Annotated in this window: 11 protein-coding genes; 9 read left to right on the plus strand and 2 right to left on the minus strand. The window is 70.2% G+C overall.

Annotated features, from left to right (window positions below):
* Window positions 1-19: 19 nt before the first annotated feature.
* Complete coding sequence (locus LR269_RS11840; protein WP_231430979.1) at window positions 20-367, plus strand: hypothetical protein; 348 nt, start codon at window positions 20-22, stop codon at window positions 365-367.
* A 417-nt stretch (window positions 368-784) separates the two neighbouring features.
* On the opposite strand, the gene LR269_RS11845 is transcribed toward LR269_RS11840, so the two are convergent.
* A complete protein-coding gene (locus LR269_RS11845; protein ID WP_231430980.1) occupies window positions 785-2,230 on the minus strand; it encodes a DUF1254 domain-containing protein in 1,446 nt (481 codons plus the stop codon).
* Between the two features lie 883 nt (window positions 2,231-3,113).
* The gene (locus tag LR269_RS11850) at window positions 3,114-3,686 is read right to left on the minus strand and encodes a TetR/AcrR family transcriptional regulator (protein ID WP_255679931.1); all 573 of its coding nucleotides are present in this window, start codon (window positions 3,684-3,686) and stop codon (window positions 3,114-3,116) included.
* A 159-nt stretch (window positions 3,687-3,845) separates the two neighbouring features.
* On the opposite strand from LR269_RS11850, the gene LR269_RS11855 reads away from it, so the two are divergent.
* The 8 genes from LR269_RS11855 to LR269_RS11890 all read left to right on the plus strand — a co-directional run bounded on the left by LR269_RS11855 (window position 3,846) and on the right by LR269_RS11890 (window position 13,522).
* Window positions 3,846-5,519, plus strand: a complete 1,674-nt coding sequence (locus tag LR269_RS11855; RefSeq protein WP_231430982.1) for a CocE/NonD family hydrolase — start codon at window positions 3,846-3,848, stop codon at window positions 5,517-5,519.
* Window positions 5,516-5,995, plus strand: coding sequence for a DUF3237 domain-containing protein (locus LR269_RS11860; RefSeq protein ID WP_231430983.1), 480 nt, complete (start codon window positions 5,516-5,518; stop codon window positions 5,993-5,995). The genes LR269_RS11855 and LR269_RS11860 overlap by 4 nt, the downstream gene beginning before the upstream one ends.
* Window positions 5,996-6,050: 55 nt before the next feature.
* Window positions 6,051-7,700 (plus strand): ABC transporter substrate-binding protein, encoded by a 1,650-nt coding sequence (locus tag LR269_RS11865; RefSeq protein WP_231430984.1) that lies wholly within the window; start codon window positions 6,051-6,053, stop codon window positions 7,698-7,700.
* Between the two features lie 65 nt (window positions 7,701-7,765).
* Window positions 7,766-8,719 carry an ABC transporter permease gene (locus tag LR269_RS11870; RefSeq protein WP_231430985.1) on the plus strand — a complete coding sequence of 318 codons (954 nt, stop codon included), beginning with the start codon at window positions 7,766-7,768 and terminating at the stop codon, window positions 8,717-8,719.
* Window positions 8,716-9,579, plus strand: a complete 864-nt coding sequence (locus tag LR269_RS11875; protein WP_231430986.1) for an ABC transporter permease — start codon at window positions 8,716-8,718, stop codon at window positions 9,577-9,579. The genes LR269_RS11870 and LR269_RS11875 overlap by 4 nt, the downstream gene beginning before the upstream one ends.
* Window positions 9,576-11,261: an ABC transporter ATP-binding protein gene (gene nikE, locus LR269_RS11880; RefSeq protein WP_231430987.1), complete on the plus strand. Its 1,686-nt coding sequence runs from the start codon at window positions 9,576-9,578 to the stop codon at window positions 11,259-11,261. The genes LR269_RS11875 and nikE overlap by 4 nt, the downstream gene beginning before the upstream one ends.
* Window positions 11,262-11,299: 38 nt before the next feature.
* Window positions 11,300-11,779 (plus strand): DUF3237 domain-containing protein, encoded by a 480-nt coding sequence (locus LR269_RS11885; protein WP_231430988.1) that lies wholly within the window; start codon window positions 11,300-11,302, stop codon window positions 11,777-11,779.
* Window positions 11,780-11,854: 75 nt separating this feature from the next.
* Window positions 11,855-13,522 carry an amidohydrolase gene (locus tag LR269_RS11890; protein ID WP_231430989.1) on the plus strand — a complete coding sequence of 556 codons (1,668 nt, stop codon included), beginning with the start codon at window positions 11,855-11,857 and terminating at the stop codon, window positions 13,520-13,522.
* Window positions 13,523-13,570: the final 48 nt, after the last annotated feature.

The following is a 13,570-nucleotide window of genomic DNA, read 5'->3' on the forward strand; positions in this document are numbered from 1 at the left end:
GATCTGCTCGTATGCCGTGATGAATGACCTCATGGTCGCCAGTCCGGCGTGGGAGGTGAAGAGCGCTAAGCGGCGCCCGAAGCCCATCTACGCTCCCGACGCGGTGGAGTTGCAGAGTTTCCGGGCGATCATTCGCGACTACCAGAACCGCGCGGATCGGATGGGACCGCGGCCATCCGATCTGCTCGGCGATGTCGTGGATCTGATCCTCGCCACCGGCGCCCGCGTGAGCGAGGCAGTCCGACTCAAGTGGCAATTCGTGGATCTCGACTCGGACCGGCCGAGCATCACGATCGCCGGGAAGGTCGTTGACTCCAAAGGCCTGCCCAAGCGCTATGAGGACTATCTGAAGACGGAGTCTGGATGACGGCGCATCTCAGTTCCGGACGAACTCCTACCGATGCTCCGCCGTCGCAAGATCGCATCGGGCGACAACGAGTTCGTCTTCCAAACCCGCACCGGGGCACCCAGCGGAACCAAGATGTGCACCGTTCCCTGCGGCGCGTCCGGGAATGGGCTGGGCTCGACGAGGCACTCGTGCCGCACGCGCTCCGCAAGTCCGCGGTGACGGCGGTTGCAGACGCACTCGGCATCGAAGGGGCCGCCCGGTTCGCCGGCCACAAACGGTCTAGGGTGACCGAGCAGTACTACGAAAAGCGCGCCGTTCAGGCTCCGGACACCTCGATAGTGCTCGGCAACCTTCAGCGATCTCGGCCTGTGGGACACGCAACCACGGCACCCGGCGAACGGGCGCCGTGGCCGCGTACTCATCTGCAATCGCGACTCACTCGCTCACACGAACGATCTCGGGCAGGCGCCACGTGTTGTCAAACCATGACTCGAGCGGGCCGTAGAGGCGCAGCAGGGGCCACCACGACTTGCCAGGCAGCGTAGGGATCCAATTGGACTCCTTGCCATCGGGGGCGGTCGGCGCGAACCACAGGACGTACGAACCGTCGGCTTCGGCCTGGAGGCCTTCGCCGAGGCTCGACAGAGCTGGGTAGAGCGTCGACTGCAACAGCGACCGGGTCTGGGTGTCATAGAGGTCGAACGCCCAGAAGTTCTTCGCCGGCGGGTTCGGAGGGATCGTCAGTGAGTACGTGGCGGCTCCATCGAGCAGCGCGCCGTCGGCGTCCTGCGCGGTGTAGATGTAGGCCGAGCCGGCACCAACCTGCGCGTGCGCCATCGCCGGCGTGATGACGGTCGCCGCGTAGTGGAACAGCGTGCGGGCGTCGAGATTGCGCGCACCGTCGCTCAGGAACTCGTAGCTGCCGCCGACGAACCCCTCCTTCCACGAGGATCCGTCCCAGCGGTACGACTCCGGGTTGCGAGGCCGGTAGAGGTTGGCGCGCGCCATCCCGGCACCAATGCGGGCGGCGGCGTCGAGCACGCCGCGCCGATGCTCATCGGGCGCGAAGGGCTTCCCCTGTGCGATGCCGAGGGCGGCCAGCGTCCCCGCGCGCTCCGGGTCGAGTGCCGCGGTGGGTTCTTCGGCGACGATCTCGGCGACCTCTTCGAAGAACGAGAAGTCGTTCGAGTGGATCGTGTTGAACACCTGGTCGGCGATGTTCACGAAGGTGTTCTCCGGCGGAGCGGCGGCATCGCTCTGTCGATAGATGCGGGACTGCTTGATGGCGGGCACCCCGCCCAGGGCGCGGATCACCACGAAGTTCGTGAACGTCGGGCTTTCGTAGGTGAAGTACCCGTCGGGCCGCTCGCCGTCGTATCCCGGAGGGAGGAAGAGGTACTTGCCGCCGGCGCCCTTGTCGGGGCCCGCGATTCCCATGTCGGCGACGTACCGGAACCAGAAGTCGTCGACGACGCCGAGCGCCTGCGGGGGTGCCTCGATGACCGTTGGACCCCACGCCCGCAGGTCAAGGAACGCAACTCCGTAGGTGGTCTCGGTGTTCGGCGTGAGCCACAGCGCACCAGAGTTGCACTTCGGATCGGTGAATGCGATCTTGTCGGGCGAGTCGACGCCGGCGACGCGCAGCCCGTGCCGCATGGCGACAAGCGACGCACCCGGGATCGTGTCGAGGAAAGCTGTGATGCCGCGGACGAGGTCGAGCCCGTCGAAGATGGTCTGAACCGATTCGGGCGTAGGCACGCCGTCGAAGAACTCGAAGTCACCGAACGGCGTCGACAAGCGGTCGGGCGTCGAAAGGCGCGTCACCTCCTCGGCCAACTGATCCCTCGTCAGCCCCGTCCTGGTGCTTGCTTCGATCGACATGCGCATTCCCCCTCGCTGGTCACGTCCCGTCATCATGACACCGGGCCCATGATGGTGCATCACCAAGATCGCACGACGGAGTCGGTGACTGCCGTCGGCCCGCTCGCCAAGAATCCGAGATCGATCGTCGGTGCGGGGATTTGCGGGTCGACATAGGGTCTGGTGAGGCACGGCGCATCGGCTCGCGAATCACCTTCAGTTTCCGCGGAGTGGGCCCGCGGGGGTGAATGAATGGCTGATCGAGCGGGCCCCGCTCGCTTCGAGAGTCCGTGGTCGATGCCTCGCTTGCGGCATGGGCTTGTGACGCCGGAGCTTGTCTCCGGCATGGTGCTCGTCAGCGTCGTCATCGCGGTGTCGGACGACAGTGGGCGTTCGTTGAACACCATGGGCGTCACCATCGTCAGCATGCTCGTCCTTTGGCTCTCGCAGATGTATATCGTTGCCATCGCCGTCCAGGGAGCTCGCGCGGAGGGTGAGCCGATCCGTGTGCGGGAGTCCATCCGGTTCGCATTTGGGCGATCGATTGGGTTGCTGTACGCGACGGTCCCGCCGTTGATCTCGCTCGCCCTCGGGGCTCTCGGAGTGTGCTGGGAGTGGAGGTCGCATCTTTGTCCACCCTCTGGATGGGTGTTCTCGTTCTGGCCATTCTCAGGTGGATCGCGTTCGCCAACCGACGGGTCATCTGGTACTGGCGATGGGCGGTGCGTGTGCCACCGCTGCGCTCGGGCTGCTGATCATTCTGTTGAGGATCTTCCTCAAGTGATCAGCGACCGCAACCGAGTGTCGGCAGGACGTCCGCATTCCGAACTGATCAAGCCCGAGGAGCGGCGCACAATTGCATGGACGTCGCGGCGGTGCGCATTGGGCGTGTATGCGCCCAACCTCAGAGCGCGGCGAGAAGCGCTTCGGCGGCCGCGCGGGAGCGCGCGGCGCGCGTGGGGTCGGCGTCGAAATCGCCGAGAAACACCGAGCCGAGTGCGCAGGTCAACACGCCGTACGCCGCGGTCGTGCAGGTATCCGGCGATGCATCGGGATGGTCTGAGGCGACGAGGTCGGCGAGCTGCACCCGCGTGGCTGTATAGGCGCTGGTGAGCACCTGCGCGATTTCGGGGTCCGTGCGTGAGAGCTGTACGAACCCCAGCACGACCGCGTTCTCGCGGTCGGGTGAGTTGAACGCCGGGCCGAAGAGGTAGTCGAGCGCCGACTCGAGGTCGGACGTGCCGGCGGGCAGTATCGTGCCGACCTCGCCGGTCTGGTCGGCGAAGAGTGCGGTCGCTGTGTCGAGCAGGAGCTTGTCGCGGTTGCCGACGAAGTGGCGCACGTGGCCGCGCGACATGCCGGTCGCGGTGGCGATGCGGTCGAGCGTCGTGCCGTGGATGCCGTGCTCGGCGATGGTCGCCATGGTCGCGTCGAGGATCTGCTCGCGGCGCTCGGCGGCGACGGAGGGTCGTGCCATCGGCGGGTTTCTCCTCTCCTGCGATGCGGATGCCTCGCACTCGACTCTGCCGAGTGTAGCGGTTCCGCGATTCTTGTCTAGTCAGACTTGACTATTTAGATCCACGTCCGTAACGTGACCGTCACCGCGTCGCAGGACGCCCCGTCTCGAAGGAGTGACATGCCCGACATCCAGCGCATCCCCCCGGCGCCCGAGAGCCCGCTCTCGGTCCCCGCCCGGATCCGAATGCGCGACGGGGTGCTGCTCGCCGGCGACGTCTACCTTCCCGGCGCACCCGATGCCGCCGATACTGCACCCGGCGACACCATCCTGATCCGACTGCCGTACGACAAGTCCGGCGTCTACTGCTTCATCCCGCAGGTCGCCGAGTACCTCACCGGACACGGCTACCGGGTCGTCGCGCAGGACGTGCGCGGCAAGTTCCGGTCCGAGGGCGATGCGCTGCTCTTCGTGAACGAGGTCGACGACGGCTACGACACGATCGAGTGGATCACCTGTCAGCCGTGGTCGAACGGCCGCGTCGCGATGTGGGGCGACAGCTACTACGGCTACACGCAGTGGGCCGCCGCCGCGAGCGGGCACCCGGCGCTCAAGGCCATCGCCCCGCGCGTCACGGGCACCGGCCTTGGCGAGCCCGTGCACCGCGACCCCTCGCGACGCACGCGCGCGGTCGAGTGGGGGGTCACCTACATGTACCCGCTCACGCAGTTCTTCGACAACGACATGCTGCAGTGGGAGCCCGACTGGTCGCGCCGCGACTTCGCCGCCCAGGCCGAGGAGTTCATGAGCCAGGTCGGCGCGCGCGGGCTGAGCTACGACCAGTGGTACCCGAACCCCGTCCTGCTCAGGCGCTTCCCGAACGGCGACCCGTTCGCCGGGCGCTCGGTGCCCTCGCTGCACACGATCGGCTGGTGGGACAACTGCGCACCGCTCTCGTGGGCCGACGTCGAGCGGATCTCGCAGCGCCCGAACTGGGACGCGCACCACTACCTGCGCATCGAGTCGATCGACCACGAGAGCTACCAGCTGCACGAGGCCGACGGCGACCGGGTCGCCGATCGCAGCGACGCGCAGATCCGCGACCTGCTGCCGCGCACGCTCGACCCTGCGCTCGCGTTCTTCGAGGTCTTCGTGCGCGGCAACGGGGCGGCGGCCGAGCTGCCGCGCGTGACCTGGAGCCTCGCGGGCACCGGGGAGATGCGCGAGAGCCCGGTCTGGCCGCCCGAGGGTGCGCGTCGCGTCAGCCGGTACGCGACGGGCGACGGATGCCTCGCCGCCGCGCCCGCCCCGACCGAGTCGGTGCTCAGGTGGACTCACGACCCGGACGACCTCGTGCCCTCGAGTGTGCCCGATGCGTTCTCGTTCCTGCTCTTCGCCCCCGACGAGGCGGAGCTCGGCGACCGCGCCGACGTGCTGCGTTTCGAGTCGGACGAGGCCGTGGCCGACGTCGACCTCGCGGGCCCGGTCTCGGCGCAGCTCCGCATCGCGTCCGACGGCCCCGTCATGGACTGCTTCGTGCGGGTGCTCGACGTCGCACCCGACCGCACCGCGCTCCGCATCGCACGCGGCCAGGTGCAGCTGCTGGAGGCGAACGACGCCGACCCCGCGGTCATCGAGATCGACCTCGGCCAGGTCGGGTACCGGCTGCGGGCGGGGCACCGGTTACGTGTTCACGTCTCGAGCAGCGACTACCCCGAGTTCCTGCCGCAGACCGGCACGGGTGCCGATCCGTGGACGTGGGGGGCGACCCGCCCGAACACCCAGTCGCTCGTCGTCGGCGGAGCCGACGGATTCCAACTGCACTTCACCGTCCTCGAAGGAGAACTGCCGTGAACCCCATCGCTCCCACGTCGTGGCCGAACCTCGAGTACGTCTTCGAGATCCGCGCCACGATCGACCCCGACTTCCACATCGGCCGCGGCCCCGACGAGCAGCTCTCCTTCACGCCCGTCTCGGGCGGCAGCGTCACCGGGCCGCGGCTGAACGGCGAGGTGCTCGCCGGCGGCGGCGACTGGGCGGTCGAACGCTTCGGCACCGCCCAGCTCGAGGCCCGGTACCTGATCCGAGCCGACGACCGCGCGGTGATCGACATCCTCAACCGCGGGTACTTCCGGGCGACCCCCGAGGTGCTCGAGCGGATGGACCGTGGCGAGCACGTGCCCGAGGACGACCCGGGCCTCTACTTCCGCACGGCGCCGGTCTTCCAGACCGACGCGCCCCAGCACCGCTGGCTCGCCGAGCACCAGTTCGTCGGCCTCGCCCGCGACGAGGACGGCCAGGTCTGCATCCGCGTCTTCCTGCTCGCCTGAACACCGGCGGCGTCATCCCCATCACCCTCGCACCACCGACCGAACGGACCCCACCATGAACGGACCCCGACTCGCGGCAGGCGCCGTCGCCTGCGCCGCGTTGCTCGCCCTGACCGCGTGCACCCCGCGTGACGGCGCCGATGTCGACGGAGACCCCGGCGAGCTGACGATCGTCGACTCGCTGCCCGCCGGCACGAAGGCCGTCGACGAGGTCACGTGGGCGATCGCCGAGGGCGAGCCCGCCACCCTGAACCCGGCCGCCTCGGCGAACCTGATCATCCCCAACCTGTGCGACAACCTGCTCTCGCTGCAGCCCGACTTCTCGATCGAGCCCGGCATCGCGACGAGCGCCGAGTTCGTCGACCCCGTGACCTTCGTCATCGAGTTGCGCGACGACGTGACCTTCTGGGACGGCAGCCCCGTGACGGCCGACGACGTGGTCTACAGCCTCCAGCAGGGCATGAACCCCGAGTCGCAGTGGTACGGCGCCTTCGCGCTCGTCGTGCCCGATCCCGCCACGGGCATCGTCGCGACCGGCCCGAACGAGGTCACCGTGCACTTCGTCGCCCCCGACTCGACCTTCCGCGACGCGCTCGCCGGCCAGGGCGGCGCCGTCATGCAGCGGGCGTTCGGCGAGGCGGCGGGCGACGCGCTCGGCACGCCCGACGGCGGCCTCATGTGCACGGGCCCGTACGAGCTCGCCGACGGCGGCTGGAAGCCGGGCAGCGCGATCACGACGACCGCGAACGCGGACTACTGGAACGGCGCGCCGCTCGTGAAGACGCTGACCTACACCTTCGTGAACGAGGGGTCGACGCTCGCGACCGCCCTCACGCAGGGCGAGATCGACGGGGCCATCAACGTCTCGCCGAGCTCGCGCGCGGTCTTCGAGGGCGACGGCGCCGGCACCCTCACGATCGGCCACTCGACCGCGTCGTACAGCTTCGGCCCGACGACCGCCACGGGTCCCGCGGCGAACCCGAAGATCCGCCAGGCGCTGAGTCTCGCCATCGACCGCGACCAGTACCTGCAGACTGTCGTGAACGGCCTCGGCTACGTGCAGAAGACGCTCGTGCCGGAGTTCTCGTTCCAGTCGATGGCGGAGGCCGACGTGTACCAGGCCGGCTACGACGCGCTCACGGACCCCGAGGTCGACCTCGAGCAGGCGAAGCAGCTCGTCGCCGACAGCGGCGAGGACGTGAGCGAGCCGCTCGTCATCGCCGTGCCCGCGGGCGCCAAGGAGTTCGAGCAGACCGCGACGATCATGCAGGCCGCGGGCGAGAAGATCGGCCTCGACCTCGTGATCGACGAGATGCAGGCCTCCGACTTCGGTGCGCTGTTCTACGACCCGGCCAAGCGCGAGGGCGTCGACTTCGTCGCCACCCAGGGGTACCTCGAGACCCCGGGCGTGCTCGGCTACCCGTCGCTGTTCGTGCTGCCCGCCGAACAGGGCGGCATCTTCAACTGGAGCGGCTACGACGACGGCGAGGTGACTGCGCACATGATGGCCGCGCGCAACGCGACCGACGCGGAGGCGGCCGCGAACGAGTTCGTCGCCGCGCAGGCCGTCTACGCGCCCGACCAGCCGCAGGTCACGCTCGCGGGCACGTACCAGCTCACCTACCTGAACGACGACCTCACGGGCGTCACCACGTCGGTCGCCGCGTACAGCAGCCCCTGGGCGCTGCACCTCGGCGGCCAGTAGGCCGGCCGGCGCTTGCGCATGCGGGGCTGCGTCCGCGAACAGAGCACGAAGAGAGGAACGGCGCGGTGAACACCCTGACACGGATGCTGCTGGGGCGGCTCGGCGGCCTGCTGCTGACGCTCCTCCTCGCGAGCATCGTCATCTACTCGGCGGTGCTGCTCACCGGCGACCCGATCGCGGCGCTCGCCGGGGGCGCGAAGCCGACGCCCGAGCTCATCGCCGAGATCCGGGCCGAGTACCACCTCGACGACCCGGTCTGGCAGCGGTACTGGGAGTGGCTCACGGGGGCGATCCAGGGCGACTTCGGGCGGTCGTTCGTCTACAAGACGGCGGTGACGACGCTCGTGGCGCCGCGGTTCGCCATCACCCTCCAGCTCGTGCTGCTGACGGTCGTGCTGATCCTCGTGTTCGGCGTGGGCTCCGGCATCCTGGCCGCGACCAGGGGCCGCGCGGTCGACCGTGCCGTGGCGACGGCGACGTCGCTGGGAATGGCGCTGCCGACGTTCGTCGTCGCGATCCTGCTCATCTGGATCTTCGCGAAGAGCCTCGGCTGGTTCCCCGTGTACGGCGAGGGCGACGGGGTCTGGGATCGCCTGTGGCACCTCGTGCTGCCCGCGATCTCGCTCGCGGTGCTGTTCATCGCCTACATCAGCCGGGTCACCCGCAGCGCGCTCGTCGCACAGCTCCACTCCGAGCACGTCGACACGGCCAAGGTGCGCGGCATCCCGCGTCGCCGGGTGTTCGGGGCGCACGTCTTCCGCAACGCGTCGCCGCAGATCCTCGCCATCGCCGGCACGACGATCGCGGGCCTTTTCGCGGCGTCGGCGATCGCCGAGGTGGCCTTCGGGCTCGGCGGCATCGGATCGCTCCTCGTGCAGGCGGCGGCCCGCGCCGACCTGCCGGTCGTGCAGATCGTGTCGCTCCTGCTCGTGACGATCTTCGTCGTGCTGAACGCGGCCGCCGACCTCGTCAGCGCGCTCATCGACCCGACGAGCGTCGAAGGAGGTGCCCTCGCATGAGCGTCGCGCAGATCGCACAGGGGGCCGTGCCCGCCGGGGCCCGTCGCGCGGCGAAGCGCGACTGGACGTTCGTCGTCGCGCTCGCCGTGCTCGCGGTCGTCGTCATCGTCGCGGTCGCCGGACCGTGGCTCGCACCCTACGACCCGTACGAGCTCTACGTCGGCCCCGTGAACAGTGCACCGAGCGCCGCGCACCTCTTCGGCGCCGACGACCTCGGCCGCGACATCCTCTCGCGGGTGCTCGTCGGCGCCGGGGCGAGCGTGTTCGCACCCGTCGTCGTGGTGCTGCTCTCGACCCTCCTCGGAGTGGGGCTCGCGCTCGCCGCGGCGTGGTTCGGCGGGTGGGTGTCGGGCGGCATCGCACGACTCGTCGACGTCATCTTCGCGATCCCGGGCCTCGTGATCGCGGTGCTCGCGGTGACGCTGTTCGGCAAGGGGCTCGTCGCCCCGGTCGTCGCGCTCGCGATCGCCTACGTCCCCGTCGTCGGCCGGCTGACCCGTACCGCCGCCTCTCGTGAGCTCGGCAAGCCGTACATCGCGGCGCTCCGGGTGCAGGGCGTCTCGAGTCTCGCGATCTGCTTCCGCCATCTCGTGCCGGCGATGATCCCGATCGTCGCAGCGCAGATGGCGGTGGGCTTCGGGTACGCGATGCTCGACCTCGCCGCGATCTCGTTCCTCGGCCTCGGGCAGCAGCCGCCCGCGCCCGACTGGGGATCGATGATCTCGAGCGGCCAGGCGAGCATCCTCGCGGGCGCCCCCGAGCAGTCGATCTTCCCGGCGATCCTCGTCGTCGTCACCGTGCTCGCCGTCGGCATCGTCGGCGCCCGCGTTACCGTCTGGGCCGAGGAGAAGGAACGATGAACGCACCCGTGCTCGAGATCGAGGGCCTCGACGTGTTCGCGGCCGGCGCCGACGGCCCGCGTCAGCTCGTCTTCGGCAGCACGCTCTCGGTCGGCCGCGGCGAGGCGGTCGGTCTCGTCGGCGAATCGGGGTCGGGCAAGACCCTCACCGTGCGCGCCGTCGCGGGCCTCCTGCCCGACGGGTTCACGACGAGCGGCACGATCCGCATCGACGGGCGCGACCTGGGGGCGATGAGCGGGCGCGAGCTCCGCGACGTGCGCGCCCGCCGTCTCGGCATGGTGTTCCAGACGCCGCGGGCGCACCTCAACCCGCTCCGCACGATCGGCGACTTCATGACGGAGGCCCTCGTGCACGTCGCCGACGTGAAGCCCGATGCCGCGGCGAAGCGCGCCATGGACCTCCTCGACGAGGTCGGCATCACCGATCCCGCCCGGCGCATGCTGCAGCATCCCGCCGAGCTGTCCGGCGGCCTGCTGCAGCGCGTCATGATCGCCGCGACGCTCGCGATGGACCCCGACCTCCTGCTCGCCGATGAGATCACGACGGCGCTCGACGTGACCACGCAGGAGGAGGTCATGGCCGTCATCGCCGACCTGCGCGCCCATCGCGAGCTCTCGCTGCTGTTCATCACGCACGACCTCGCGCTCGCCGGAGCCGTCTGCGACCGGGTGAACGTCATGCAGCACGGGCGCATCGTCGAGACGCTGCGCGCCGCGACCATGCGGCAGGACGCGCGGGGGGACTACACGAGGGTGCTCATGTCGGCGTCGCTCGACGAGGCGCCCCCGATCGAGGCGGATGCCCCGGCGTCGCACCCGATCATGACGCTGGCGAACCTCCGCAAGGCGTACCAGGTGCGCGGTGCGAACGGCCGCCGGGAGACCCTCGTCGCCGTCGACGACGTGTCGATGGAGCTCGCACCAGGCGGCTCGCTCGGCATCGTGGGCGAGTCGGGGTCGGGCAAGTCGACCACCGCGCGCCTGCTGCTCGGGCTCGAGCGCGCCGACGGCGGCACGATCACGGTCGACGGCGAGGACTGGAGCGTGCCCGCGCGCCGCGGCGCCGAACGACGGCGCCGCGCGAAGATCGCGCAGATGGTGTTCCAGGACCCGTACCAGTCGCTCGACCGCCGCCAGACGGTGCGGCAGTGCCTCGTCGAGGCGGTGCGGGTGCACCGACCGCGCGACGCGAAGGTCGCCGTCGAGGCCCGCGTCGCCGAGCTCATGTCGCAGGTGCGGCTCGACACGAGCCTGCTCGACAGTCGGCCGCGCGCCCTCTCGGGCGGGCAGCGGCAGCGCGTCGCGATCGCCCGTGCGCTCGCGGCCGACCCCGTGCTGCTCGTGCTCGACGAGGCGGTGTCGGCGCTCGACGTGACGACGCAGGTCGAGATCCTGACGCTCCTCGACTCGATCCGTCGCGAGACGGGCGTCGCGCTGCTCATGATCACACACGACCTCACGGTCATCCGGCGCCTGTGCGACCAGGTCGTGGTCATGCGGCAGGGGCGCATCGAGGAGCGCGGCACCGCCGCGCAGATCCTCGACGATCCCTCGGCCGAGTACACCCGACTGCTGCTCGACTCGATCCCGCGCGAGGGCTGGACGCCCAGACGGCGCAGACTGGGTCGTACGCAGTCACTGCCGACCGCCACGCGCTCGAGCGCCATGGTCCCCGACGCCTGATCCCGCCTGATCCCCGAACGAAGGGAGCCACCCCACCCATGTCGACCTCGCTGATGGAACCCGCCTTCGAGTACTGCTTCGAGCTGCGCTGCCAGGTCGACGAGGAGCTGCCGCTCGGCGGGTCGACGCCGGGGGAGGGGCGGCACTTCGCCCGTGTCTCGGGCGGCACGTTCGACGGGCCCCGGCTGGGCGGTGTCGTGCTGAACAGCGGCGGCGACTGGTGGGTCGGTCGCGGGCTCGTCGTCGAGCTCGACGCCCGCTACGTCATCGAGGCCTCGCTCGATTCGGGCCCGGCCGCCGTCGAGGTCGTGAACCGGGGCATCTGGCGCACCGACGAGGCGACCTGGGCGCGCATCGAGGCCGGCGAGGACGTGGCCGAGCAGGACCTCTACTACCGCACCGCGTTCCAGTTCCGCACCGACCACCCCGAGCTGCAGTGGCTCACCGAGTCCCAGTTCGTCGGGTACGCCCGGGCCGAGCCGGGCTTCGTCATCATCCGCGTGTTCCGCCTCGTCTGAGGCGGCGTCACCCGACCGGATGCCTCGCCCGAGGGATCCCGAACCCCGAGCTTGATGCAGAGAATCGAGACCGACATGACCGAACCCGCCGACCTCGTCATCGTGAACGGGCGCGTCTTCGACGGGCGCGTGCGCACCGTGCACACCGCGGTCGCCGTCGCGGGCGACCGAATCGTGCGCGTCGGTGCCGATGCCGACGTGCTCGCGCTCCGCGGTGACGCGACACGCATCGTCGACGCCGCAGGCGGCGTCATCCACCCTGGGTTCGTGGACGCGCACGTGCACGCGGCGTTCGCGGGTGTCGAACGGCTGAGCCTCGACCTCACGCCGGCGCAGAGCGTCGAGGAGACGCTCGAGCTGATTCGCGCCGGCGCCGAGCGCAGCGACGCCGGATGGCTCACGGGTGGCGGGTGGAGCCACGAGCTGTTCCCGGCGCCCACCAGGCAGGTGCTCGACGCGATCGTGCCCGACCGCCCCGTCGCGCTGAGCGACGCCGGGCACCACACGCTGTGGGTCAACTCGCGGGCGCTCGAGCTCGCGGGCGTCGATCGCGACACCCCGCAGCCGCACAACGGGCACATCCACCTCGACGCCGACGGCGACCCGACCGGGTACCTCAACGAGACCGCGGCCGAGTTGGTCGGACGGGTGATCCCGCCGGCCACCGAGGACGAGGTGCTCGCCGGCCTGCTGAACGCGCAGGAGTACCTGTGGTCGATCGGCGTGACGGGCTGGCACGAGGCGATCCTCGGCGAGTACAACGGCAAGGCCGACTGCACGCCCGCGTACCTGCGCGGCATCGCCTCGGGCGAGCTGCGGAGTTCGGTTTCGGGGGCGCTCTGGATCGCGCCCGGGCTGCAGCTCCACGAGGTGCCGGCGCTCGTGGCCCGGTTCGTCGAGCTGCGTACGCGCAACGCTCTCGCGGGATTCTCCACCTCGACGGCGAAGGCGATGATCGACGGTGTGCCACACGGCGAGACGGCAGCGCTGCTCGAGCCCTACTGCAACCACGGCGACGGGTTCGCCGGTGAGCTGCACTTCGACGAGGACGTGATCCGGGCGTTCGTCGCCCAGCTCGACGCGGCAGGCTTCGCGCTGCACCTGCACATCATGGGCGACCGCGGCATCCGGGTCGCGCTCGACGCGATCGAGGCGGCACGGGAGGCGGCACGCGCTGACGGCGCGGGGTGGGCGGCGCCCCGCCACCACATCGCGCACCTGTCGATGGTCCGGCCCGAGGACGCCGCGCGATTCGGCCCGCTCGGCATCACCGCGAACATCCAGGGCCTGTGGGCCGCTCCCGACCCGTACGTCGTGCCGATGATCGGCGAGGAGCGGATGCTCGCCGGTTACCCGTTCCGCGCGATGGCCGACGGCGGGGCCGAGCTCGCGATGGGCTCCGACTGGCCGGTGTCACCGCCCGATCCGTGGCTCGCGATCCACGTCGTCATGAACCGCTGGGCGCCGCCGCCTCCCGGGGTCCCGCTGCCGCCGCTCCCCGAGGGGGCCGTGCCGCCGACGCTCGACGCCGAGCACCAGGCGCTCACGCTCGAGCAGGCGTTCGCGGCCTACACGTCGGGGTCGACCGAGCTCGTGCTCGGGCGTCCGGGTCGGGTCCGGGTCGGCGAGCGGGCCGATCTCGCGGTCGCGACGGGCGACCCGTTCGAGCTGCCCGCTGAAGCGATCGTGTCGCTGCAGACCGCCTTGGCCGTCGTCGGGGGCGAGGTCGTGTTCGAACGATGAACGACGTTGCCTGGCCCTCCCAGCGGACAGGCCTCAGTCGGCGCTTTG

Origin of the sequence: Agromyces sp. S2-1-8 (assembly GCF_021129215.1) — a bacterium.
Lineage (GTDB): Bacteria > Actinomycetota > Actinomycetes > Actinomycetales > Microbacteriaceae > Agromyces > Agromyces chromiiresistens.

Excerpts from the sequence above, each read along its gene's own strand:
- LR269_RS11840 (WP_231430979.1), top strand. The coding sequence starts at position 20 with ATGAATGACCTCATGGTCGCCAGTCCGGCGTGGGAGGTGAAGAGCGCT.
- LR269_RS11845 (WP_231430980.1), bottom strand. The coding sequence starts at position 2,230 with ATGTCGATCGAAGCAAGCACCAGGACGGGGCTGACGAGGGATCAGTTG.
- LR269_RS11850 (WP_255679931.1), bottom strand. The coding sequence starts at position 3,686 with ATGGCACGACCCTCCGTCGCCGCCGAGCGCCGCGAGCAGATCCTCGAC.
- LR269_RS11855 (WP_231430982.1), top strand. The coding sequence starts at position 3,846 with ATGCCCGACATCCAGCGCATCCCCCCGGCGCCCGAGAGCCCGCTCTCG.
- LR269_RS11865 (WP_231430984.1), top strand. The coding sequence starts at position 6,051 with ATGAACGGACCCCGACTCGCGGCAGGCGCCGTCGCCTGCGCCGCGTTG.
- LR269_RS11875 (WP_231430986.1), top strand. The coding sequence starts at position 8,716 with ATGAGCGTCGCGCAGATCGCACAGGGGGCCGTGCCCGCCGGGGCCCGT.
- nikE (WP_231430987.1), top strand. The coding sequence starts at position 9,576 with ATGAACGCACCCGTGCTCGAGATCGAGGGCCTCGACGTGTTCGCGGCC.
- LR269_RS11885 (WP_231430988.1), top strand. The coding sequence starts at position 11,300 with ATGTCGACCTCGCTGATGGAACCCGCCTTCGAGTACTGCTTCGAGCTG.
- LR269_RS11890 (WP_231430989.1), top strand. The coding sequence starts at position 11,855 with ATGACCGAACCCGCCGACCTCGTCATCGTGAACGGGCGCGTCTTCGAC.